The following is a 24,996-nucleotide window of genomic DNA, read 5'->3' on the forward strand; positions in this document are numbered from 1 at the left end:
CCGATCGAGATCGGAGCGAAAAAAAGAGAAATGTTTCGACTTAATAGCAACTGCCTGTGCTCCACCCGGGGGAACGCGGGCTTGTGGGATCGTCGTCCGACCTGTCGGGAGGTTAAAACTAGCGATCGCCTGCGTTCGCTACCGCGATCGGTTCGTTCTTTTATTCGATTAGCCGTGTTGAGCGGCTTGCTCGTGGCGATCGCCCTTCCGGCGGCAGTCAGACCGTTGCACGCCCGAGGGGTGCAGCCTGCGGAAACAGTGGCGCTCCCCACTGCCGAGGGAGAAAGCAATCCGTTACAAGCAGGACGCCGCCTCTACGATGCGGGACGGGTGTTTGAGGCGACCCAACTTTGGGAAAGAGCGGCGCGCGATTATGCGGCGAGGGGCGATCGCCTCAACCAGGCCCTGAGTCAGAATTATTTGGGAGTAGCTTACCAGCAGTTGGGAGCGTGGGAGCGATCGCGATCGGCGATCGATACCAGCTTGGAGGTCCTGGGCGCCGAAAACCAGCTCGACCGCCGGGGTAATGCGATTCTCGCTCAAGCGCTCAATACCCTCGGCAACTGGCAACTGGCGCGGGGCCAAACCGAGGAAGCCCTCGAAACCTGGCGTCAAGCGCAAAGCGCCTACGAACGCGCCGAAAACCAAACGGGAACGATCGGCAGTCAAATTAATCAAGCCCAAGCCTTGCAAGCCCTGGGGCAGTACCGCCGCGCTCGGGCGCGCTTGGAAGAACTGGTCGAGAGCGTCCGAGGACAACCGGATTCGTCCTTAAAGGCCGATGCCTTGCACAGTTTGGGGATCGCCCTGCAAATGACCGGGGAATTGGAAGCCTCGAAAGCCGCTCTAGAAAACAGTTGGGCGATCGCGGAGCGCTTGGGCGATCGCGCTACCCTCAGTCAAAGTCTGCTCGGAATCGGCAATATCGCCCGGGATTTAGACCGCGACGAGGTCGCCCGGGCCTACTATCGCGAAGCGGCGAAGCAAGCGCCGGACGAGTTGAGTATCGTACAAGCTCGCCTCAACGAATTAAATTTGAACGTTCGGGGAGAGCGTTGGGCCGAGGCGATCGCCCTGGTGCCGGAGATCGAGCGCCGATTGGCGAATTTGAGTCCGTCGCGCCCGTCAATTTACGCCCGGGTCAACCTCGCCGCCCATTGGCTCCAAATCGACGAACAGCAGCCCCAAACGGCGGCGCGAAGCCAAATTGCCGAGCTGCTGGCCACGGCGATCGCTCAAGCCCAGGAAATTGGAGACGAACGCGCCCAAGCCCACGCCCGTTACCAACTCGGGCAACTCTACGAACGCAACGGACAACTGGAACAAGCCCGTCACCTGACCGAACAAGCCCTGACCCTGGCCGATCCCCTGGAAGCGGAAGATATCGAAGCGCGCGCCGCGTGGCAGTTGGGACGGCTCTGGGTGCGAGAGGGACGGCGCGATCGCGCGATCGCCGCCTATGAAGATGCGTTCGAGACCTTGCAAACCCTGCGCGCCGATTTGGTGTCGGTCAATACCGACGTGCAATTTAATTTTCAAGAAAGCGTCGAACCCCTGTATCGGGAGTTTGTCAGCTTGTTACTCGCACCGGATGCCCCGCAAGAGTACCTCGTGCGAGCGCGCGAAGTGATGGAAGCATTGCAACTGGCGGAACTCGATAACTTTTTCCGCGATAGTTGCTTGGAGACCAAACCGACCCAAATCGACCGGATCGACCCGGAAGCGGCGGCGATTTATCCGATCGTGCTCGCAGATCGCCTCGAAGTCATCGTTTCGATTCCCAATCGTCCCCTGAGCCACTACGCTACAACCTTGAGCCGCGATCGCGTCGAGCAGACCTTGCAACAACTCTACATGTCTTTATTCTTGGGCTATTCTGGGAACGAGCGGTTGCAATGGTCGCGCCAAGTTTACGACTGGCTGATCCGCCCCGCCGTTGACGAACTCGACGCCGCCGGGATTAAAACCCTCGTTTTCGTTCTCGACGGCTGGTTTCGGAATGTGCCGATGGGCGCACTCTACGACGGTCAGCAGTATCTCGTCGAGCGCTACGGCGTGGCGCTCTCCCCGGGATTGCAACTGTTTCCCGAAGGACTCAAACGCAGCGATTTGAACGTGTTGGCCGTCGGACTGACCGAAGCGCGACAGGGATTTTCGGCGTTGCCGGGAGTGGAACGGGAAGTGCGACAAATTGAATCCGATCTCAAATCGGAAGTTTTGCTCGATCGCCAATTTACCCGGGAGAATTTCCAACAGTGGGTCAATGCCAAATCGTTTCGCGTCGTCCATTTAGCCACTCACGGACAATTCAGTTCCCGTCCGGAAGAGACGTTCTTGCTGACTTGGAACGATCGCATCGACGTTAAAGCGTTCGAGCGCTTGTTGGAAAATCGCGAGCAAGCCGAATTTTATCCGATCGACCTGCTCGTTCTCAGTGCCTGTCAAACGGCGTCGGGAGACAAACGCGCCACCCTCGGATTGGCCGGATTTGCCTTGCGTTCCGGGGCGCGCAGCACCTTGGCGACCTTGTGGTCCGTCAGCGATCGCTCGACTGCCGAGTTAATGGGGTACTTCTACGACTTTCTCGCTCGCGAGGATCTCAAGCTCAGTAAAGCTGAAGCCTTGCGTCGGGCGCAATTGCGGCTGATTCAGGATCCGCAATACAACCATCCCTATTTTTGGGCGCCGTTCGTCTTAGTCGGGAATTGGTTGTAACGGCGATCGGGTAAGGGCGATCGTTCTGGGGAATACTGACAATAAACCCGCTTGGGGCAAAGGATTCGCACTCTATCCCCCGGCTCTTGCGGGTGGGCTCTAACCCAACAGTTCGGATTGTATAGCGGGAGGGAATATGGACGAGTTAGATTATATTCAACCGGATTTTCGGTGAAAACAGTTACCGAGTAACCCTCGGCTCGCTTATTTTTTAAATCCCGCTATATCGACCCGAATCCCCGTTCGTTTTCTCACATATCTTTCAAAGGATTGAGCTATGAAGCGATTGAAACTGTATTTTTCCTACCCTTTACTCCTTTTCAGTGTGGCGGGTAGTCTCCTCTGGCTCGCTGCCGCCAGCGAAGCCGCCCGGGCGGGCGATCGCCACGCCCCCAGCGACTGGTCGGCTCCCAGCCGAGGGCAAATCAGCTTAAACTTCCAACCCCCCGGCGATGCGGCGCCTTTGGATACCACCGGAGGCGGCACGCGCGGCACGGTTAATTTTAAACCCCCCGGCGATGCGGCGCCTGCCAACTCCCTCGGCGGCGGCACCCGAGGGAATATCAACTTCCAAGCTCCCGGCGATGCGGCTCCGAATAACAGCGCTTCCGGCGGGACGCGCGGAAATGTGGGTTTCCAAGCTCCCGGCGATGCGGCTCCGAATAACAGCGCTTCCGGCGGGACGCGCGGAAATGTGGGTTTCCAAGCTCCCGGCGATGCGGCTCCGAATAACAGCGCTTCCGGCGGGACGCGCGGAAATGTGGGCTTTGAGGCGCCGGGAGAAGCCGCCCCAAGTAACAGCGCTTCCGGCGGGACGCGCGGAAATGTGGGCTTTGAGCCGCCGGGAGAAGGCGCCCCGAGTAACAGCGTATCCGGCGGCACTCGGAGTGAAGCCTTGGCGGAGGTCAAGCCCTTGTTGCCGTCTACACAACACGGACGCACGGTTTCGGCGCGTCCGACTATCTTCGTATACGTGCCGCCTACCGACGCGCGCCAAGTGTTTTTCAGCTTGCAAGACCAATATCGTAACCATCACTATCAAACCGTCGTCGAAATTTCCGGGCGGGGAGGAATTGTGAGCGTGACTTTACCGGAAGACGCACCGGAATTGGAAATCGGCAAAGACTACGTGTGGTTTTTTGCCCCGATTCAACCGGGAGAACCACTCGGACCCGATACGTACAAAGTGACCGGATGGGTCAAACGGGTGGAGTCCCCGAGTTCGGAAAACGCCAGGGTGAGTGCCAACCCCATGCAGCAGGCGACGACCTACGCGGAGTCGGGGATTTGGTACGATACCCTGTCGGTGTTGGCGGCGGCGAAACAAGCTCAACCGGAGGAGGCAACCTGGGTTGAGGAGTGGCACGACTTGCTCGAACAGGTGGGTTTGGAGGCGATCGCCTCTCAACCTTTCAGCGATCGGTTGTAGTTATCCTCAAAGCTAGATGTGGCAGCAGGCGAGAGACCGAATCGAACAGTTACCGAAAGGGTTCGGCCCTTGGCTCAAACAATGGCGGGGAGTCTTGACCCTCGCCCCGGTGGTCGCCGCCAGCGCGATTGGCGGCAACCTCCTCGGGGTGTTTCAGCTATTGGAATGGGCTACTCTCGACAGTTTCGTGCTGTTGCGTCCGCAAGAGGCACTCGACTCGCGGATCGTCATTGTCACGATCTCCGAAGAAGATATTACTCGGGTCGGACAGTGGCCCGCGAGCGATCGGGTTCTGACCCGCGCCATGAGTCACATTGCGGCACAAAATCCGACGGCGATCGGTCTCGACCTCTATCGCGATTTACCTGTCGAACCGGGTCACGACGAATGGGTCGAACTGATCGAATCGACCCCCAATTTAATCGGCATTCAAAAAGTGGCGGGAAACCCGGTGGCGCCGCCGCCGAACCTCAAAGATGCCGGACAAGTGGCGGCGTCGGATTTGATTTTGGATGCGGACGGGAAAGTGCGACGGGGTTTGATTTTAATCGGGACGGAAAGCGGCGAATTTCTCGAAGGACTCGGGGCGAAATTGGCGCTGATGTATCTGGAACGGTCCGGTCTCGAACTCGAAACGGTAGACGCGGAGAATAATATTTATCGTCTCGGTCGGGCGTTGTTCGTTCCCCTACGCGGCAATGAAGGGGGTTATGTCGGCAAAGATACTGGGGGCTATCAGATTTTAATTAATTTTCGCGGCGGTCTCGATCGTTTCGAGCATATTTCGTTTACGGATGTGTTAGAAAACCGGATTCCTGAAGATTTGATGCGCGATCGCCTCGTCTTCATTGGCGCTACGGCGGAAAGTTTAAAAGATATTTTTCAAACTCCTTATACCAATACGATTTTAGGGACGCCGGAGTTAACTCCCGGGGTTGTTATTCATGCCAATTTTGCCAGTCAAATTATCGCGGCGGCTCTCGACGGTCGCCCGATGTTGCGGGCGTGGACAAAACCGTTGAATTATTTGTGGATTGTCCTGTGGTCGTTTACGGCGGCGATCGCCTGCTGGCTGGTTCTCGAACGCCACCAATCCCATCGTTACTTCTTCCTGCGCGCGATCGTCTTGGGCTGGCTCCCGACGACGGGAGCTCTGGTCACCATCACTTATCTCGCGTTTATTCACGGGTGGGCCATTCCGGTTTTTTCTCCCTTGTTGGCGGCGACTTTTTCGGCGATTTTAATCCTCAATTATTACAATCAATGGCAACTTAAAGTTACCAATGAAAAGTTAGAAACTGCCAATGAAAAACTCGAAGAATATTCCCACACTCTCGAAGACAAAGTGGAAGAACGAACCCGAGAGTTAAAAGATGCTTTAGAAAATTTGAAATCCACTGAGGCTCAACTGATTCACACTGAAAAAATGTCAAGTTTGGGACAACTCGTGGCCGGAGTTGCCCACGAAATTAACAATCCAGTCAATTTTATTTATGCCAATATTGACCATGCCAATGATTATTTAGAAGATCTAGTATATTTAATCAGATTATATCAAAAACAATATCCCGAACCGGATCCAGAAATTCTAGAAGAAATCGAAGATTTGGAGTTAGATTTTATTCTAGAAGATTTTCCTAATTTGCTCGTTTCGATGAAATCGGGAGCCGAACGGATTGGCAAGATCGTGACGGGATTGCGGAATTTCTCGCGATTGGACGAGTCGGAAATGAAACCCGTGGATCTTCATGAAGGAATTGACTCTAGTTTATTAATTTTACAATCGCGATTGCAAAAAGAGGCGATCGAGATTATTAAAGAGTATGGAAATTTGCCGAAAGTAGCGTGTTATGCGTCTCAAGTCAATCAAGTTTTTATGAATATTTTGAGCAACGCGATCGATGCGTTGGTGGAAAGCAAAATGAAGGCGATCGCACCGTCTGAGAATGGCAACCACGACGGGGAGGAAGGAACGGAGCATCGCGGATTGAAGATTTGGATTACCACCAGCGTGTCCGGGTCGGATGCGGTGATGGTGAAAATCACCGACAACGGACCGGGAATCAGTGAGGCGGTGGCTAAAAAGATCTTCGACCCATTTTTTACGACCAAACCCGTCGGGTCGGGAACCGGGCTGGGACTGTCGATCGGCTATCAGATTATTGTCGAAAAACACGGCGGCAAATTGAGCTGTTTTTCGCCCCCGGGGGGCGGCGCCCAATTTATTATCGAAATTCCGCGATCGCCGCAAACGAAAAAACCCGGAGATCGCGCGGCGATCGCATCGGGATAGGCTGGTATGCTTTTGGACATGCAAGAGATTTTAGATTTTAGAGTTTAGATTTTAGATTGAGAGGGTAAAGCTTCCGGTCTGAGGTCTGATTTCCTCCCGAAAGCGGGCAACCTGTCCGCGCCACGGGTTCGACACTCGTGCTTCCTGCCTTTTGCCTTTTACCTTTTGCCTTTTGCCTCCCAACCTCCCATGAGACTTAATAACTTAGAGTGGCTCGATCTCGCTGAATATCTCTGTCTGACCCTCGCCGTCGTCGGTGCGGTGGCGGGAGTGGGCGATCGCCAGATCCTCTATGCGGCTTTGCCTTTAGCGGCTTGCATTTTCCTCAATCTCGTCCGGCGCCAACAAACGCAACAGTCCGACCGCCAGAGTGCGATGAGCGCGATCGCCGTGTTAGAAGAACGCTTGACCCGCTTGCGAACGCAATGGGAGGGCGATCTCGAACAGATGCAACAGCTACGAGCATCGATCGAACACCTCGGCGATCGCCTCGATCGGTTCGATCGCGAATCCCCCGCTTCCGAATCCCCGGCGGCGAACGAGTCGAACCGCGAAGAACTTGACTGTCTGGTGGCGGCGATGCAGCAGCAACAACGGCAACTGAGAACCCTACGCGAACGCCTCGACGCGATCGGCACCTCGGCGCCGGAACCCCCCGCAGAGTCGCCGCAATCGCAACCGCCTCAGACGCCCCCCGCGTCGGAACCGAACTGGGAACAATTGCAAAATTTGCCGGAGGCGATCGCCACCCTGACCGATCGCATCGCCCAACTCGGTCGCGGAATGGCACAAGTGCTGCAACGTCTCGAACGCGCCAGCGATACCCCCGACCGTTCCCCCGGGCCCTCGGTGGGGGATTTAGCCGACGCCCTCCAACCCCTCGCCCGCGCCGTGAGCGAAATTCAGCAGCAAATTGCCGGACTCGAACCGCGAACGGGTACCCGTCCCACCACGGCGCCTTCGGAAACGGCGATCGCCCGCACCACACCCTCCCCCGGGCCCGTTCCCACCAACTTCGGCATCGGCGGCGATCCCCGCCAAAATTTACCCCAATGGGGCAACACTCCCAATATTCCGCCAGAATCGAGCATCACTCCCGCCGCCTTTCCCAACGCCCAACCCGCCACCGTCGCCCCCCAGGAATTCGTCCGCCGCTACCAACAAGGCGAACGCAACTTTCCTGGCGTCAACCTCGAAGCCGCCGATCTCGCCCGGGTTTATCCCAGCCAACCCGGTAGCCCCATCGACCTGCGCGGCGTCAACCTCGTCGGTAGCAGCCTCACCGGGGCCAATTTTGCCGGAGGCGACCTCGCCGAAGCCAACCTCAGCGAAGCCGATTTAAGTCACGCCGATTTAAGACAAGCCAACTTAGCCGGGGCCAACTTAGCCGGGGCCAATCTCGACGGCGCCGACCTCGAAGGCGCCAACTTGATCGCTGCCGACCTGCGAGGCATTGATTTCAGAAACGTTTATCTCCGCCAAGTCAACCTCAGTAGCGCCAATCTCTGCCGTCAAAATTTCGCCGGGTTCGACCTGTCCGGCTTCAATCTCAGTCGCGCCAATCTCACTTACGCCGATTTGAGCGGCGCCACTTTAGAAGGCGCCGACTTGACGGGCGCCGACCTGACGGGGGCCAATCTCGACGGCACCTATTTCGGCGACGGCGAAACCGCCGCCCGTTTGGATGGGGCGATCTTGCCCGACGGCAGCAGATTTGAATGAAAATCCCTATAAAAAATCCCTCCAGGGGATGGATGGGAGGGAATGGGGTGTATTAAGTCAAACACTTTCAGTCTTTTCTATTTTCTCGTCTGTTTTCGATCCTGACGAGGGGGTTGTTTCCCCCAAGTGGTCTGACCCCAATCGGACGGAAAAAACACCCCTGCACGGGCAGAGGTGGACGGGGAAAATTCTCGTTAGTTTAATTCTAACCTAACGCCTTCTCAGGTTCGCCCGCTTTTTCTTCGATCGGGCTGAATATTCCCGCTATCGATCGCGCGATCGCCCGTATTTTTTGGCCAAAATAACGATAAAATATGCTTCGACTTGTACGCAGATCGGCGATCGCGAATCCTCGGACTGCGATCGACCTTATCGAGCCTTATCGAGCGGCTTTTCCCTCTAAAATCCTCTAAACATGAAACGATTAATTTCGATCGCCGTCAGCTTAATTATTTTAACGATTATTTATACCAAAATTGACTTTTTAGGACTGATTCGCGTTTTTGAAAACAGCGATCGTGGCTGGACGATTGCCAGTTTTGCCATGTTAATCCCCTTAGTGTTGATTACCAGTTGGCGGTTGCAAGAATTAACCCCTTCGGGAGTACGATTGAGATTTGCCGAAGCCAATCGGCTGATCTTAGCCGCCAGCGTCTTAAATATGGTCTTGCCCTCTAAAATGGGGGATCTGGCAAAAGCTTACTTTATGCGCGATCGCGGTCATTTGAGCGGGTCGCTAGCCCTATCTCTCGTCGTTTTTGAAAAAGCTTGCGACCTACTTTCTTTACTGCTATGGTGTATTTTTGGTTTGTGTTTGTATCCCGACAAAAACTTTTTATTTTGGGTGATGACCGTTGCTGTCAGCAGTAGTTTTATTTTTGGCATTTTATTGCTCAGTTCCCGCAAATTTGCTCATTTATTTTTCGATCTCACTGGCCGAATTGCTCCTAAAAAGATCGGGGTTAAACTCGATAAAATGCGCTTTTCTTGGGGAGAAATGCACGAATATTTCTGGAGCGATCGCCGCCAATTGGCGAAAATTTGCCTCACCTCAATATTTCTGTGGTTTTGTCATTTATTGCAAATTTGGTTTTTTATCCTCGCCCTCAAAGCTTGGACCCCCTTTCTGGCGAATTTAGCCCTGTCCCCCCTAGCCATTTTAGCCGGATTAATGCCCCTCACCTTTGCGGGAGTCGGAACCCGAGACGCGGCCCTGATTTTGTTTTATCAACCCTATTTTAACGAAGCCACTGGTGCAGCTTTGGGCTTATTATGTACCTCTCGTTATTTCATCCCCGCGATCGCCGGACTCCCTTTTCTCAGTCAATATTTAGCAACCGTTCGCAATTTTAAAAAATCGTGATTTTTTTAAGTTCCTAAATTTAATCGGTCAATGTGATTGACTTTTTTTCATTTTTATGATCGAATTTACGATCGAATTTTGCCGCTATCTGCTGTCAACTTCACCGCCGACCAAAGCCCGAGAACGGTTTTGGTTAGGATTGACGGTGGTTTTTTCTTTAACTTATAGCTTGATGGCATTACAAAAAGCCTTTGACAGCACTTATGTCGTGCAAGATGACGCCCGCCAACATGTATTTTGGATGCAGCGTTTTCTCGATCCGAGTTTATTTCCCAATGATTTAATTGCGGATTATTTTCAAACCGTCGCCCCTAGCGGATACACCACGGTTTATCGCCTAGCCGCCGGATGGGGAATCGATCCGTTATTATTCAGTAAATTATTGCCGGTGGCGATCGCACTGGTAACGACAATTTACTGTTTTTATTGTACTTTACTGCTGTTTCCCGTCGCGATCGCCGCCTTTAGCAGTAGTTTGCTCTTAGCCCAAAGTTTTTGGATGAATTTTGATGTTGTTTCGGCGACACCTAGGGCATTTTTATATCCAATCTTTATTGCTTTTGTGTATTACTTTTTAAAGCGATCGTGGCTGGGGATTGGCGGGGCGATCGCCCTGTTGGGTTTATTTTATCCTCAATATGTTTTTATTGCATCGGGACTGTTACTATTACAAGTCATTGAAGTTGAAAAAGGTTCGTTAAAACTCTGCAAAAATTGGCAAACTTATCGTTTTTGTGGCTGGGGATTGGCGATCGCCTTTGCGGTCATGTTACCGTATGCGTTAAAAACGAATGTTTACGGTCCGGTCATTGATGGGAGTCAAGCGGTGAACTTGCCGGAATTTTGGGCGGAAGGACGCGCTCAATTTTTTAATAAAAATGCTTTCTTATTTTGGACGATTGGGGAGCGATCGGGCATTTTACCGCCCTTATTACCGCCCTTAATTTGGTTGGGAGTTTTTCTCCCCTTTTGTCTGCCAAGGTTGCGGCGATCGCGCGATCGCTTCCCTTTAGTCGGTTTAATTCAGCCTCAAATCCGAGGGCTTTTTTTACGCTTGGGTTGCTCTTCCTTAGGGATGTTTGTTGCCGCCCATTTATTTTTATTCAAATTACATTTACCGAACCGTTATATCGAACATACTTGGCGCTTTTTACTGGCGATCGCCTCCGGTATTTTTATCGCCATTCTCTGGGATGCTGCTTTAAAACTTAAGGTCGAAAAACATCAGTTATGGGGTCGAATGGCGGCGATAGGATTGGCGATCGCCTTATTAGGTTATCCGATCTACACGCCGAGTTTTCCCAGAACGAATTATCGTCCCGGTCGTTTACCGGAACTCTATAGCTTTTTCCAACAACAACCGAAAAACATCGCGATCGCTTCCCTGTCCGGAGAAGCGAACAATTTACCGACATTTTCCCATCGTTCGATTTTGGTCGGTCGCGAGTATGCGATCCCCTATCATCTCGGCTATTATCGTCAATTTAGCCAGCGAATTCGTGACTTAATTGAGGCACAATATACCCCGGAATTGTCTGTTGTCAAACAGTTTATCGATCGCTATCGTGTTAATTTTTGGTTGGTCGAACGATCGGCATTTTCACCGGAGTATTTGGAAAACCAGGGATGGTTACACCAATATCAACCCCAAACTCAACAGGCGATCGCCGATTTGCGATCGTCAGAAGCTACTGTTAAGGTTCCAGTTGTAGCGGCGGCGATCGATCGCTGTCGGGTATTTGAATCGGGAGATTTTGTCGTTTTAGATGCACGATGTATTGTTGGAAATCCATCTCTAGAATGATATAATTGCGCTTCCCTTTGTCTTTTCTATGATTCAACTAACCGAGTTAAGCCTCAACAAATTGAATTCATCGCCTAAAAATTGACTCAATTCACTAAATTAATATGCCAATTTCTAGCGTCCATCAATTTTTAACAGGTTCGACCGATAAAGTTTCTCGAAAAACCACTCTATTTTGGTGGAATTTAACGGCTATTTTTGTCATTGGTTTTGGTTGGTTGGTCTTAAAAGAAGCATTATCGGCGGAATATGTAGTGCAAGACGACGCCCGCCAACATGTTTTTTGGATGCAGCGTTTTCTCGATCCGCAGTTATTTCCCAACGATTTAATTGCGGACTATTTTCAATCGGTCGCCCCCGCCGGATATACGGCATTTTATTGGATCTTTGCCAAATTGGGAATTGACCCAATTTTTTTACACAAACTCTTACCGCCTATCTTAGGGGCGATCGCCAGTTTCTACTGTTTTTTACTGACTTTAGAATTATTTCCCGTTCCCTTAGCTAGCTTTTTGAGTGTTTCGTTACTCAACCATTATTTATGGATGCGTGACGATCTAATTTCCGCGACTCCCGCCGCTTTTGTCTATCCTTTGTTTTTAGGATTTCTCTATGCACTGTTTCGCCGTCAACTTATTTTTACCTGTGTAACTCTCGCCCTTTTGGGTTTATTTTATCCCCAATGCGTATTAATTGCTGGGGGGATTTTATGCTTGCAAATCGTCGGTTTTTCACCTCGCGGAGTCTCCGTGAATCTCCACAAACCGACCGATCGCGTGGCGGCGATCGGTTTGGCGGTTACGTCCGTGGTGATTTTACTGTATGCATTGAAATCGAATGATTACGGTCCGGTGATTTCGGCGACGGAAGCAAAAGAGTTTCCGGAGTTTTGGACCGGGGGAAAAAGTGAATTTTTTACCCACAATCGCGAGGAATTTTGGTTTACCGGACAGCGAACCGGGATCGTTCCCCGCTTTGGAACTATTTTACCGATTGTAGCGGGCGGGTTTTTGCCCCTATTTCTGTTATTGGATGCGATCGATCGCGGGTTGCGTCCCCAGGGCGATCGCTGGTTCTCCAGTTTGCAAAAGTTGCGAGAACGCGGCTTATTTTTACTGCAAATTATTATTTCCTCTTTAGTTCTATTTTTTCTCTCTCACGCCCTTTTATTCCGCTTGCATTTACCGAGTCGCTATACGGAACATACCCTGAGAATGGTCACGGCGATCGCCGCCGGAATCGCGATGACGGTTCTCATCGACGCGGCGTTTTCTTGGGCGAAAAAATTACGCCGGACGCCAATTCAAATCCTTCCGTTAACTCTAGCGGCGGTATTAATCGGATTGGTGGTACTCGAACCGACTTGGTTAAAACGCTTTCCGCGAACGGAATATGTTATCGGCAAATTTCCCGAACTTTATCAATTTTTTTCCCAACAACCGAAAGATATTTTAATCGCTTCTGTAGCGGATGAAGTGAATAATATTCCTTCATTTAGTGCGCGATCGATCCTCATTGGTGGCGAAGGATATGCGGTTCCCTATCATAAGGGTTATTTTATGCCGATTCGAGAACGCAGTCTCAACACGATCGCCGCTACTTATACCCCCGATCGCGATCGCTTGCGCGAATTTCTTCAAACTTACCCGATCGATTTCTGGTTACTCGAAGAAGGAACCTTTACTCCACCGTACATCGATCGCGATCCGTGGATGATGCAATACGATATCGCAAAAAAAGCGATCGCCCAATTACAACAGGGTATCGTTCCCGCCCTCGCCCCCATCGGCGATCGGTGTCAGGTTTTTGAAACTGGACGCTTTGCGGTTTTAGAAGCTTCTTGTTTAGTAGAACAATTGCAAGATTAATGTTTTATTATCATCGAATATTTAGCGATAATAAGCTCAATATTATTCCTTTCTTACTGATTATCACTGTCGATTGTTTGGCTTTGAGTTTGGCGATTCTTCTAGCAGTATTTTCCGGGTTGGAACCGACCCATTTTATGGAAGAAGGAGAACCGATCACCTGGTTTTCGGCGGGACAATTGGCGGCGATCGGGGCGATCGCCGCGATCGTTGGCGCAATTCGTTTCCGCGATCGCTACTCTCGAAAAATCCCCCATGCTTCCCCCTGGATTTGGTTTTTTATCGCTACTTGTTTCTGGTTTCTCGGGCTTGACGAACTCCAAGAAATCCACGAATCGATCGACCTATGGATTCATGAATTATTGAACATCGACCAAAGCCATTTGAGCGATCGCCTCGACGATCTAGTTATTTTACTGTATGGGGCTGTGATGGGATTTGTTCTTTATAAAAATAAGCGCGAATTAAAACAATTCCGACAAGTGTGGAAATTATTAAAATTAGGAATTTATACGGCGATCGCGATGGTGATTCTCGATGCTATCACCAATCAAAATGATATTATTGCTAGTGAAACCGTCAACGAATGGGTGGGAACTATTGAAGAATGCTTTAAAATTGGTGCTGAAGGCATCTTTTTATCGGTGAGTTACTACTGTTTGCAAATTGCTAAAATTTCGAGCATTAGCAAACTCGAAAATAACTAAATCTGGAGGGCGATCGCCTTGAATCAAAATCCTTTTAATTCTACAAATAATCCCGATCGCCTCAAAATTGCGATCGCTTTGAGTGCGATCGTAGGCGTCAGCTTAATTATTAATATTATCGGCATTAATTGGGGATTACCGAGTACGATCGGCTGGGCCCCAGACGAACTCATTCCCTTACGAGTTTTAGAGGGATTAGAAAAAGGTTTTTCCAATGGGTGGTATTACAAATACCCACCCTTTCACTTCTATATTTTAGCCCTTCTCTATTCTCCTTTCTGGATTCTGCATCAATTCCAGATAGTTGACATTTACAGCAGTGAAATTTATACGATTTTATTTTATCTCGGTCGCGGTCTGACTTTGCTCATCTCTGTCGGCTTGCTGCTGGTGTTATACTTCTTGGCGTCGAAGGTTTTCGATCGCGCTTCTGCCCTCTTTTCTTTACTAATTATAATCGTCAGTTGTCCGTTTGTTTACTATTCAAAAACTCTCAATCTCGATATTCCGTATTTATTTTGGTTTTCCCTGTCGTTATTCTTCTATTTAAGAATTCTAGAACGACAACAATTACGAGATTATCTCCTCTTTTCTCTGATGGCGGCGATCGCTGTTGCTACAAAAGATCAAGCCTATGCTTTTTACCTACTCACGCCTCTAGTTATTATTTGGCAACACTATCGTTATTTAAAACAAGTCGATCCCGATATTCGTTTTAAAGACGCACTTTTAGATCGAAAAATTGTTTATTCGCTGTGGGTCGGATTCGGCGTATTTTTTCTCTTGCATAATCTTATTTTTAATTTGGAGGGTTTTTTCAAGCATGTTAACTTAATTACCTCCGGTAGTGCTCAAATTCGCCCCCGATACGAACAGAATCTCTGGGGACAATTAAAAATGTTTCGCCAAAGTTTGATCCATTTGCGCTTTTCTCTGGGATGGGGATTGTATTTTATTTCGATTTTGGGTTTCCTCAAAGTTGTTTCTAAGATAAGAAAGTATCGTTTATTCGCTTTTTTACTGGTTCCCCTCGTTTCTTACTATCTTTTTTATATTTGCATTGTTTGGTATAGTAATATTCGTTATTTAATGCCCATTTTGTTAATTCTATCTCTGTGTGGCGGTAAATTTATTGCAGAATTTTTGGGAAGGCGATCGCCTTATCTCGCAGTTAAAGCGTTAGCCATTATTGCTATTTTTATTTACAGTTTTTCTTATTCGTTTACACTCAATATTTTGATGGTCAATGACTCCCGTTATCGGGTAGAAACCTGGATGAATGAAAATATTGAAGCGAATGCACTGGTTTTGGGGGCGGGCGATCGCAAATATTTACCCAGACTGGAACCTTATCGTTCCCAAGTCATCACCGAACCCACCCTAGAAACAGTGACTAACCTCGATCCGGACTATATTGTTTTAACGAGTGCTTACGATATTCGTCGGTTTGAAAGTGGGACGCCGGAATATCAGTTTTTTGCCGAACTGCAAGATCGTAAATTACCTTATCGTCTGCAATTTAGATATCAATATCGACCGCAATGGTATTTTTTCAATCGCCAAGAATTGGAATATCGCAATGTAGACGATCGCTATATTTACTCAAATTTCGATAAAATCGATCCGGAAATTACTATTTTTCAAAAAGTTCGGGAATAAGAAGCCTAAATTTTAAAACATTTTGATGCGGGCAGAATGCCCGCCCCCTAACAATCATTCAATCTAACAATTCAACATCTAAAATCTAAAATCCTTTTACCGACTGCGCTTGTCAATCATATCTGCAAGGAGGGCAAACATCCCTAATTGAGTAGAAGTGACTAGTAAAATTAAAGTTCTTTCAGTTAAATCTTGACGGATAAAAAGATCTTGAAACAGAGTAATTAAAAACCCCGAAAAAAAGACCCCTGCAACGGGTAAAAATACACGCAAAGGAGCAAAATAAACCCCGGTTCTGAGAATAATTTGTAAGAAACGTAGAGTATCGCGAATCGGTTGAATTTTACTTTTGCCAATGCGGGGGTGATAGTCGATCGGTTCGTAATCGACAATATAATGATTCGTCAACATGGCGATCGCGATCGTGGTGGTGAAACTGAAACCGTCCGGGAGAATGTTGAGAAACTGTTCGGCGATATCTTTGCGAAAGACGCGCAAGCCACTGTTGAGGTCGGGGATGCGACATCGGGTGACCCATTCGGCGAAGCGGACGAGAAACCATTTGGGGATTTTGCGGAGGTTGGAATAGCGGACGTTGGCGCCGATGCGGGCGCCGATGACCATGTCGGCGTCGCGAGTGAGGGCGACGAGGTGGGGAATACGATCGCTCGGATAGGTTCCGTCGGCGTCGGTAATGGCGATTAAGGGATGTTTGGCGTGACGGATGCCTGTTTTGAGGGCGGCGCCGTAGCCTAAGTTGTTGGAGTGGTGGTAGACGCGCAGGTGAGGGCTGGGACGAGGGCGATCGCGCTGCTGCCACTGTTGTAAAATGGCGGCGGTGGCGTCGCTGGAACCGTCGTCGATCGCCAAAATTTCGTAAGTCGATCCGGCGCGATCGAGGATTTGTTCTAATTCGTCGAGGGTATGGGCGATCGCCAGTTCTTCGTTATAAACCGGAATAATCACCGAAAATGGCAGATTTTCGCCGCGATCTCGTTCGATAGAGTCCATAGGGCTTGCAAAACAAGCATTTTAGCAGAACAGTTGCGGAAAATCGATTCTATCACGTCGGTTTGGGGGCGCAGTCGGCGCAATTTTTTATCGTGACGATCGCTAAAATAGGAACCCAATAGATACACTATTGGTGGTCCAATCCCGCGCCGTAACGCCACACGTCCTTGTTTACCAAGTTTTTTACGCGAGAGCTTCGAGATCGGCTGCACGCCGTGCGCCAGTCGCTGACGGCGACGCGGATCTTGATGGCGGTGGCGATCGCCGTGTTAATTGCGGGCTTACTGCTGGCGCAAACTTGGGGATGGACCCAAAGCTTAGAACTGGCGGTGTTCGATCGCATGGTGCAGATGCAGCCCGATCCCGGCCCGGACCCGCGCCTGTTGGTGGTCGAAATTACCGAGTCTGACTTGCAACGTTTTCAAAAATGGCCGTTGAGCGATCGCATTTACGCCCACGCTTTGCAAGAACTCCAAAAACATCATCCCAAGGCGATCGCTCTCGATATTTTTCGCGATCTTCCCAATCCTCCCGGTTATGAGGAATTGGTCGCCCAATTGCAACAGCCTAACGTCATCGGTATTACCTATTTCGGCAATAGCAACATCGAACGCATTCCGCCACCGCCGACGTTAGCAGAATCTCAGGTCGCCTTTAGCGATCTGCTCACCGATCCCGATGGGGTCGTCCGTCGCAATTTAATGTTTCTCCCTGAGGAGGACCGGATTTTCCAATCCCTCTCTTTGAGTCTGGCCCTGTTCGAGTTGGACGATCGCGGTCTGACCCCGAAAATCGCGGCAGATAATAACTATCACCTGGGCAACGCTATTTTTACCCAACTCAAGCCCGATTCTGGCGGCTATCAAGCGATCGATGCGGGAGGCTACCAAATTCTCCTCCACTACCGATCGCGCGATCCCGCCCGCCGGGTCACTCTCGGCGATCTACTCGACGGACGCTACGATCCTGCGTGGGTCGAGGATAAACTGGTGGCGATCGGAACCACGGCCCCGAGTTTAAAAGACACTTTTTTTACCCCCTACAGTGAAGTCGCCGAGGGCAATCGCAAAATGCCGGGGGTGTTGATTCACACCCAAATGGTCAGTCAGTTTTTGACTGCGGCGATCGACGATCGCCCCACTTTCTGGTTTTGGCCCGCATGGTTAGAAACCCTTTGGATTCTCACTTGGGAGGGCCTGGGAGTTTGTATCGGAATGCGGCTCAATCATCCGGCAATGCTGGCCGTTTGTACGGTCGTGAGTTTGTCCGCTTTGGCGCTAATTTCCTATCAATTCTTCCTCCACGGCGGCTGGATTCCCATAGCCACGCCCGGCTTAGGATTGTTGCTCGTATCGGCGGCGATCGTCACTTACGAACTCCAAAAAGCCCGACAACAACAATCGATGGTCATGCGCTTACTCGGTCAACAAACTTCGCCAGAAATTGCCCGAGCTCTTTGGCAACAACGCGACAGTCTACTCGAATCTGGAATGATTCCCGGAAGGACATTAACTGCTACTGTATTGTTTAGCGACATTCACAATTTTACGACGATTTCCGAGCAGACTTCTACCGATCTTCTCATGAGTTGGCTCAATGAATATTTGCAAGCAATGACTCGAGAAGTCACGACCCATCACGGGATTGTTAATAAGTTTATTGGCGATGCCTTGATGGCGGTTTTTGGCCTTCCTTTATCCCATTACAATACCTCAGAAGATGCCCGCAATGCCGTATCTTGCGCGTTGGCGATGCGCGATCGCCTCCGCGAACTCAATGACAACTGGGCCAAGCGCGGTTTACCCGTAATTCAAATTCGCATCGGAATTTACACCGGATCTGTAATGGCTGGCAGTTTGGGCGGGAAAGAACGGCTGGAATATGGCGTCATCGGCGATAGTGTCAACATTGCTTCTCGTTTGGAAAGTTGCGAAAAAGACCGTCAAATCGATAATTGTCGGATTTTAATCGCCCGCCAAACCTTGATTCACGTTTACGGAGAATTTGAAGTCGAATTCTGGGGGCCGTTGCAACTCAAAGGTAAACAACATTCGGTGGAAGTTTATCGCGTTTTGGGTAAGTTGCGAAAGTAGAAAAGAATTTTACATTTTCGCCGTTCGGCGGTACATTTAGGGAGATCTAAATGTCTTGGATAGCAGAGGAAAAGGCTGTATCGATCGCGCGATCGAGAAGGACTCTCAGGATCGGTTACAATTAAAGAAATTAGATTAAATGTTTCGTTATAATTTTCAGTCAAAATATTTTTTAGTGCCATGCCAGTTAAACATTTTCAAAACTCCATAATTTTTCGATCGCCGACCTCGGCGTTAGCGATCGCCACCCTCTTAGTCGTCGCGATCGCGCCGATGGGGAATCTGGCGACAGCCTCCGAAATCACGATCGCCGATTCGCCTACCCCCAGAGTGAACGACCGTCCGGGAGGACGAGAACCGGGAGGCAACCGCGCGCCCCTTCCCGAAATTGACAACGCCCCGGGAGGACGAGAACCGGGCGCAACCCGCAGCGCCAATGGATGTCTGGAAGAAGATAAAGCCTTGGCGATCGTGCAACCCGTCGGCGATCGCAACCGCATTACCACCAGTGCTATCTATCCGACGTTCTTCTTCTACCTTCCAGAAACCAGCGCGCCCAAAGCCGAATTTGTTCTCACGGACGATAGGTATCAAGAAATTTACAAGACCACTTTCGACGTTTTCGATGCAGGTAGCACGATTCGGGTCACTATCCCCGCTTCTCTGCTGTCGCCGACATTGGAAGTGGGATCCGAGTATACTTGGTCTTTTTCCTTATTGTGCAATCCCAACGAACCCTCGGGGAATATCTTCATTCAAGGAACGATCGAACGGATGATGTCGAGTGAGGGATCGCAAGGGGAAATGATGGCAGCTTCGGCGAGCGATCGCCTCGCCCGCTTCCTGGAGGAGGAAAACTGGACCGATGCCCTGATTGCCTTAGCCGACCTGCGCCGCGAAAACCCGAATGACCGCAGTTTGCGCGATCGCTGGACGTCCCTCTTACAAGAGTTGGGACTCGAAGAGTACGCCAACGAACCGTTAGTGCAACCTTAAGCTGAAGATGAGTTATCACGGGAAGAAGGGGAACGGCCCATCGGTGGCACCTTTCCCCGTGTCCATCTCAACGGTTCGAGCGTTATGAGCTTTTCCGTATCTCTCTCACTTCTGCTAGCCTTCGGTCTTTCGGGAACCACCGATCGCCCGTTCGCGTCGCTCTCACCTAATCCCATCGTCACCCTGGCTCAAGGAGCTAGCGAAGACGACGCCCGGGGCGATCGCCTCCTGGAACAAGGACGCCAGCAGTTTAAAAACAGTCAGTTTCGCGAAGCGGCGGCGACCTGGGAACGGGCCTTAAGCGTGTATCGGGCCGAAGGCGATCGCCGGGGAGAACTGCAAGCGGTAGGGTTTTTGGGTATGATTTACCCGTACTTCGGCGAGTATCGAAAAGCCCTGGAGTTCGCCGAGCGACAGTTAGCCCTCGCCCGGGAATTGGGCGATCGCCAGGGAGAATCGAACGCCTGGGGCAATTTTTCGGTGATTTATATTTACCTCGGCGATTTTCCTCGGGCGATTGAAGTCAGCGAAAAACTGTTAGAACTCTCCCGAGAACTCGACGATCGGGCGGGGGAACGCAGTGCGATCGGAAACTTGGGATTGATTTATTTATCTCGATCGCAATACGGTAAGGCGATCGAATATATCCATAAAAGTTTGGAAATGAGCCGCGAAGATGGCAACAAGTTAAATCAATCCAATGGCTTGGGCAATCTCGGGGTCGCCTATCGGGCGATCGGCAATTACGATCGCGCCATCGAATATACCGAGGCACAATTGGAGATCGCCCGCGAGATCGGCAATCGCCAGCAAGAGGCCAACGCCCTCGGCAATCTCGGGATAATTTATATCTACAAGCAACAATATAATAGCGCCATCGAGTATAACGAACGACAGTTAGCGATCGCCCGCGAGATCGGCGATCCGCGCGGTGCCAAAAATGCTTTGGGAAACATCGGCATCGTTGACTTCCTTCGCGAAGATTACGGCGGGGCGATCGCTCGGTTTAACGAGGTTTTGAGCCTCACGCGCCAGATCGGCGATCGCGCCGGGGAAGCCAATTCCCTCGGCAATCTCGCCCAAGCTCACCTGCGATCGGCGAACTATAGCGAAGCGACGAACTACGCCCGAGAACAACTCGCCCTCGTGCGCGAATTGGGCGATCGCCGCGCGGAAGCCAACGCCCTGATGAGCTTGGGTGGCGCCCTGTTATACGACGGTCGCAGTCAAGAGGCGATCCCGTTACTGCGTCAGGGGATTGAAGTCTTCGAGTCCCTAGTTCCCGGAGTCAGCAACGAGAATAAAATCACCTTACTCGATACTTTTGGCGACTCCTACGACCTCCTGCAACAGGCGCTGGTTCTGGTCGGTCGGGCCGAAGAAGCCTTAGAAGTCTCCGAACGCGGACGGGCGCGCGCGTTTGTCGAGTTATTAGCCCAACGTCGCAACCCGAATTCGACCGCCGAAATCGAGTTAGATCCGCCGACGATCGCCGATATCACACAAGTGGCACGCGATCGCCAGGCGACCCTCGTCGAATATTCGATTGTCGATGCCGGATTATTAATTTGGGTCGTCACCCCGGAAGGTAACGTCCATCTGCGAACGGTGAAATTTTCCCCGGAACAACTGCAAAACCTTGCCGAACAAGGACGGGTCAGTGCTGCCGGAGGTGTCATTCTCAACGAAAACGAGATCGCCTTTGCGAATGCCGTGCGCGGCACGCGAGCGGCCCTCAACTTCAACCAAAGTGCCGCGCAAGAACAAGCGAATGCGGTAGAAGAGATCGAAGAAGAGCGCGAAAAGTTAAAAGAACTTTACAACCTCCTCATCAAACCGATCGAAGATCTGTTACCGGACAATCCCGACGCGCGGATCGTGTTTATTCCCGACGCTTCCTTATTTTTGGTGCCCTTTCCGGCGTTAATCGACGATCGCGACCGCTATTTAATCGAACGCTACACCCTGTTAAGCGCTCCTTCGATTCAAGTGCTGCAACTGACCGAACGGCGATCGCCCCCCTCCTCATCCGAGTCCGGCGAGGGGGAATTTTTAGTCGTGGGTAACCCGAAAATGCCCCCGGTTTACTCTCTAGAAAGGAATCAGCTAGAACCCTTGCGGGCGCTCCCTTACGCCCAAGCGGAGGCGATCGAAATTGCCAAAATTGTTAAAACCTTGGCTTTAGTCGGCGAGAAAGCCACCGAAGCGCTGCTCAAACAACGGATGACCCAGGCGCGGGTCATTCACCTGGCGACTCACGGACTGATTGACGACCGTCACGCGATGGATAGCGCGATCGCGGTAACCCCGGATAGCGATAACGACGGCTTGCTGACCGCCGAGGAAATTTTCGAGTTAGACCTCAAGGCGGATTTAGTAGTGCTGTCCGCTTGCGAGACCGGATTGGGGGAGATTACCGGGGATGGCGTAGTCGGCTTGTCGCGATCGTTCCTCAGTGCGGGGAGTCGCAGTGTTTTAGTCTCCTTATGGTCCGTTCGCGACGATTCCACCGCGTTTTTAATGCGGGAGTTTTACCGGGAGTTCGATCGCACCGGAGATAAAGCCCACGCCTTACGACAGGCGATGTTAGTGACGATGGATCGAGAGCAGTACGCCCACCCCTTTCACTGGGCGGCGTTTACGTTAATTGGGGCGGCGGATTAGAGATTAGAGTTTGGAGTTTAGATCGAGAGGGTCGCGAATCGGGAAGTCCTCAGAACGGGAAAGGTTCTCGACGGAGGAGGGTTCACCCCCGATTCCCGACTCCCGACGCGACCCGCGATCGCTCATTGACGCCGTTAACCCTCGGTGCGTAATATTAATGCAAGGTTAAAAAGTGTAAAAATTTATTAACTTATAAATTAAGGGAAAATCCCAGCGTCGATTCCGATCGCGCCGACCGACTTGAAACCCCCGACAACTAGATAGAGCGACCCATGCAACAGCAGTTTCGTCATTCTCTTCTCAAAACTCTTGCCGTCTTCTTCCTGGCGATTTGCACGTGGGCGATCGCGCCGCACGCCGCCCGTGCTTACGACAATCCGGACTTGCTGCCGACGACGCCAACACCGATTATCGACTTGGCCAAATCCCTGACCAGCATTCAGCAAGAAAACCTCAGTACCGAACTGGAGAATTTTGAAAGCGAAACCGGGTGGAAGCTCAGAGTGTTGACTCAATACGATCGCACTCCCGGTCGGGCCGTGCGAGAGTTTTGGAACCTCGACGACAAAAGCATCTTACTCGTCGCCGATCCTCGCGGCGGCAACCTGCTCAATTTCAACGTCGGCAATGAGGTTTACGCCTTGCTACCGCGTACCTTTTGGGTAGAATTGCAAACCCGTTACGGCAATCAATTCTTCGTGCGCGACCACGGAGAAGATGGCTCGATTCTCAACTCGTTAAACGCCATTGAGGGCTGTTTGCGTGACGGCGGTTGCCGCGTCGTACCCGGACTGCCGCGCGAACAGTGGATTTTAACCTTAGTCACCTCAACCCTTGGCGGTGTGGTTCTCGGATTTGCCGCTCACCCGCGCAAGGATCGCCAAAACTTTTCGTGGCAGTGGGCCTTAATGTTTTCACCCTTATGGGGGATTTTGTTCGTCGCCTTCGGGATCGGTCCGGTCGTGAGCCGTACCTCCGATTGGCTGCCGCTTTTGCGAAATGTCCTCGGCTTTTTACTCGGGGCCGTAGTGGCGTATCTGACTCCGGTTATCGATCGCAAATCCCCTTCCGAAACGTAAACGGGGACTTCGGCAGAGGCGATCGCTTCTCCCTTAGCCTCCCTCACTACTGAGTGCGATCGTCCCATCCCGGTTGTTGGTGGCGGAACACACTTAAATCGAGGGTCGGGCCGACCCCCGGGGCGTCGGCCATACTGTCGCTACGCAAAGAAAAGGCAATCACCGGATCCGGATGTCCCGTGAGGGTTTCGATCAACTCCCCGGTGTGCAGATTCCATAACTTGATCGTCCGTTCCGTACTGCCACTGGCGAGGGTTTCGCCGTCGGCGGCGATCGCCAGCGAGCGCACGATCCCCGAATGTCCGGTAATGGTGCGGATCGATTCCCCGGTTTCCAAATTCCAAATGTCGATCGTGCCATCTTGGGTGCCGCAGACCAGAGAGCGACCGTCGCGGGCGATCGCGCAAGAAATCACCGGATCCGAGTGGGTCTCGAACGTCCGGATTAAGCGCCCACTGCCCACGTCCCACAACTTCAGGGTTTTATCAATACTGCCACTGGCGAGCAATGCCGAGTCCGGACTGAACACCACCGGGCGCACCGTTCCCGTATGGGCGGCCAAACTGTGCAGCAACTCGCCACTATCGAGCTTCCAGAGATTGATCGTGCCGTCGTAGCCCCCACTGACGAGCAAACTGCCATCTTTGGCGATCGCCAGGGAACTCACCCCACTCGTATGACCTTTCAAGGTATGAAGTAAACGGCCCGTTCCCCCTCGAACTTCGTCCAGTTTCTTTTCCGTACTGCCACTCGCCAGGGGTTGTCCGCCGCCCCCGGTCGAGAGGGGATAGAACGAGAGAGACTCGCCGTGGAGCGCCTCGCATAACTCGGGATCCTCCAAGTTCCAGAGCTTGATCGTGCCGTCGTAACCGCTCGTCGCCACCGATCGCCCGTCCGCCGCCACCGCAAACGGGTAGACCGAACTCGACGCCCCGGTGAGGGCGCGCATCCACTCCCAAGACGCCCGCTCGGAGGCGACCGACGCCAAATAACTCCGCAGACCGCCCCCATAGAGTAAATCCCCGGGATGGAGCGCGGACGAGTCCTCGGCGAGCCCATCCGTCGGCACGAAGCCCATCAGAATCGCCCGATATTCTTCCCGCGATTCTTCCGGCAGTTCGAGGATCCAGGCACAGGCGATCGCCACGTTCTCGCGGATCTCTTCGGCTGAAACTGACCAGGAGAGGGACTCTAGGGAGCCGCGCGCTACTTTGACCAGCGCCCGAGTGGAGCGGTGGGCCGCCACGGCGAAGGGTACCGTCCCGTCAATTTTGAGATTTTCCGCATCTTCTAACGGAATTAGATCCTCTCCCAGACTCTGGGCGATCGCCTCTTGAGCCAACTGTTCCGGCAAATATTGCAAACATAATTCGCGCACCGGGGCAAACTGCTCGGCTTTGAGAACCATTCGACGACAACGGGCGTGAATATTTTTCAATCGCCGACCCCGAATGATCGCGAGTTCGCTGTACACACCGGGCAATTCACAACAAATCAAGTTCGCCCAATTGTCCTTGACCCGGGCGAGAAAATCTTGTTGTTGTGCTTTCAGGGGTCTTGTCCAGTCCATGTTTGAGGTGGGTTGTCCTCCCA

At 51.6% G+C, this 24,996-nt stretch carries 15 protein-coding genes; 13 read left to right on the top strand and 2 right to left on the bottom strand.

Features of this window, described 5'->3' with window-relative positions; genetic code table 11:
* Positions 1-30: 30 nt before the first annotated feature.
* The 9 genes from HCG48_RS15455 (at position 31) to HCG48_RS15495 (ending at position 15,560) form a co-directional block, all read left to right on the top strand.
* Positions 31-2,715 (top strand): CHAT domain-containing protein, encoded by a 2,685-nt coding sequence (locus tag HCG48_RS15455; protein ID WP_168569956.1) that lies wholly within the window; start codon positions 31-33, stop codon positions 2,713-2,715.
* A 277-nt stretch (positions 2,716-2,992) separates the two neighbouring features.
* Positions 2,993-4,144 (top strand): DUF928 domain-containing protein, encoded by a 1,152-nt coding sequence (locus HCG48_RS15460; RefSeq protein ID WP_168569957.1) that lies wholly within the window; start codon positions 2,993-2,995, stop codon positions 4,142-4,144.
* A 16-nt stretch (positions 4,145-4,160) separates the two neighbouring features.
* Positions 4,161-6,437 carry a CHASE2 domain-containing protein gene (locus HCG48_RS26120; protein WP_168569958.1) on the top strand — a complete coding sequence of 759 codons (2,277 nt, stop codon included), beginning with the start codon at positions 4,161-4,163 and terminating at the stop codon, positions 6,435-6,437.
* A 189-nt stretch (positions 6,438-6,626) separates the two neighbouring features.
* Entirely contained in the window at positions 6,627-8,159 is a 1,533-nt protein-coding gene (locus HCG48_RS15470) for a pentapeptide repeat-containing protein (RefSeq protein ID WP_168569959.1), read from the top strand.
* 415 nt (positions 8,160-8,574) lie between these two features.
* The gene (locus HCG48_RS15475) at positions 8,575-9,522 is read left to right on the top strand and encodes a lysylphosphatidylglycerol synthase transmembrane domain-containing protein (protein WP_168569960.1); all 948 of its coding nucleotides are present in this window, start codon (positions 8,575-8,577) and stop codon (positions 9,520-9,522) included.
* 55 nt (positions 9,523-9,577) lie between these two features.
* Positions 9,578-11,326, top strand: a complete 1,749-nt coding sequence (locus HCG48_RS15480; RefSeq protein ID WP_168569961.1) for a glycosyltransferase family 39 protein — start codon at positions 9,578-9,580, stop codon at positions 11,324-11,326.
* Between the two features lie 104 nt (positions 11,327-11,430).
* Entirely contained in the window at positions 11,431-13,194 is a 1,764-nt protein-coding gene (locus tag HCG48_RS15485) for a hypothetical protein (RefSeq protein ID WP_246259574.1), read from the top strand.
* Positions 13,194-13,901, top strand: coding sequence for a DUF8692 domain-containing protein (locus tag HCG48_RS15490; RefSeq protein ID WP_168569962.1), 708 nt, complete (start codon positions 13,194-13,196; stop codon positions 13,899-13,901). The genes HCG48_RS15485 and HCG48_RS15490 overlap by 1 nt, the downstream gene beginning before the upstream one ends.
* A gap of 18 nt (positions 13,902-13,919) precedes the next feature.
* A complete protein-coding gene (locus HCG48_RS15495; protein WP_168569963.1) occupies positions 13,920-15,560 on the top strand; it encodes an ArnT family glycosyltransferase in 1,641 nt (546 codons plus the stop codon).
* A gap of 96 nt (positions 15,561-15,656) precedes the next feature.
* Here the strand turns inward: HCG48_RS15495 and HCG48_RS15500 are convergent, their stop codons facing one another.
* Entirely contained in the window at positions 15,657-16,571 is a 915-nt protein-coding gene (locus HCG48_RS15500; protein WP_168569964.1) for a glycosyltransferase family 2 protein, read from the bottom strand.
* Between the two features lie 167 nt (positions 16,572-16,738).
* Between HCG48_RS15500 and HCG48_RS15505 the strand changes: the two genes are divergently transcribed.
* The 4 genes from HCG48_RS15505 (at position 16,739) to HCG48_RS15520 (ending at position 23,403) form a co-directional block, all read left to right on the top strand.
* Positions 16,739-18,664 carry a CHASE2 domain-containing protein gene (locus HCG48_RS15505; protein WP_246259575.1) on the top strand — a complete coding sequence of 642 codons (1,926 nt, stop codon included), beginning with the start codon at positions 16,739-16,741 and terminating at the stop codon, positions 18,662-18,664.
* A gap of 180 nt (positions 18,665-18,844) precedes the next feature.
* Positions 18,845-19,660, top strand: a complete 816-nt coding sequence (locus tag HCG48_RS15510; protein WP_168569965.1) for a DUF928 domain-containing protein — start codon at positions 18,845-18,847, stop codon at positions 19,658-19,660.
* Positions 19,661-19,744: 84 nt separating this feature from the next.
* Positions 19,745-22,324, top strand: coding sequence for a CHAT domain-containing protein (locus tag HCG48_RS15515; RefSeq protein ID WP_168569966.1), 2,580 nt, complete (start codon positions 19,745-19,747; stop codon positions 22,322-22,324).
* A gap of 272 nt (positions 22,325-22,596) precedes the next feature.
* Positions 22,597-23,403 carry a TPM domain-containing protein gene (locus tag HCG48_RS15520; protein WP_168569967.1) on the top strand — a complete coding sequence of 269 codons (807 nt, stop codon included), beginning with the start codon at positions 22,597-22,599 and terminating at the stop codon, positions 23,401-23,403.
* A gap of 46 nt (positions 23,404-23,449) precedes the next feature.
* Here the strand turns inward: HCG48_RS15520 and HCG48_RS15525 are convergent, their stop codons facing one another.
* Entirely contained in the window at positions 23,450-24,973 is a 1,524-nt protein-coding gene (locus tag HCG48_RS15525; protein ID WP_168569968.1) for a WD40 repeat domain-containing protein, read from the bottom strand.
* Positions 24,974-24,996: the final 23 nt, after the last annotated feature.

This window comes from Oxynema aestuarii AP17, from assembly GCF_012295525.1.
Classification (GTDB): domain Bacteria; phylum Cyanobacteriota; class Cyanobacteriia; order Cyanobacteriales; family Laspinemataceae; genus Oxynema; species Oxynema aestuarii.

Excerpts from the sequence above, each read along its gene's own strand:
- HCG48_RS15455 (WP_168569956.1), top strand. The coding sequence starts at position 31 with ATGTTTCGACTTAATAGCAACTGCCTGTGCTCCACCCGGGGGAACGCG.
- HCG48_RS15475 (WP_168569960.1), top strand. The coding sequence starts at position 8,575 with ATGAAACGATTAATTTCGATCGCCGTCAGCTTAATTATTTTAACGATT.
- HCG48_RS15480 (WP_168569961.1), top strand. The coding sequence starts at position 9,578 with ATGATCGAATTTACGATCGAATTTTGCCGCTATCTGCTGTCAACTTCA.
- HCG48_RS15460 (WP_168569957.1), top strand. The coding sequence starts at position 2,993 with ATGAAGCGATTGAAACTGTATTTTTCCTACCCTTTACTCCTTTTCAGT.
- HCG48_RS15470 (WP_168569959.1), top strand. The coding sequence starts at position 6,627 with ATGAGACTTAATAACTTAGAGTGGCTCGATCTCGCTGAATATCTCTGT.
- HCG48_RS26120 (WP_168569958.1), top strand. The coding sequence starts at position 4,161 with ATGTGGCAGCAGGCGAGAGACCGAATCGAACAGTTACCGAAAGGGTTC.
- HCG48_RS15500 (WP_168569964.1), bottom strand. The coding sequence starts at position 16,571 with ATGGACTCTATCGAACGAGATCGCGGCGAAAATCTGCCATTTTCGGTG.
- HCG48_RS15490 (WP_168569962.1), top strand. The coding sequence starts at position 13,194 with ATGTTTTATTATCATCGAATATTTAGCGATAATAAGCTCAATATTATT.
- HCG48_RS15525 (WP_168569968.1), bottom strand. The coding sequence starts at position 24,973 with ATGGACTGGACAAGACCCCTGAAAGCACAACAACAAGATTTTCTCGCC.
- HCG48_RS15520 (WP_168569967.1), top strand. The coding sequence starts at position 22,597 with ATGCAACAGCAGTTTCGTCATTCTCTTCTCAAAACTCTTGCCGTCTTC.
- HCG48_RS15510 (WP_168569965.1), top strand. The coding sequence starts at position 18,845 with ATGCCAGTTAAACATTTTCAAAACTCCATAATTTTTCGATCGCCGACC.
- HCG48_RS15515 (WP_168569966.1), top strand. The coding sequence starts at position 19,745 with ATGAGCTTTTCCGTATCTCTCTCACTTCTGCTAGCCTTCGGTCTTTCG.
- HCG48_RS15485 (WP_246259574.1), top strand. The coding sequence starts at position 11,431 with ATGCCAATTTCTAGCGTCCATCAATTTTTAACAGGTTCGACCGATAAA.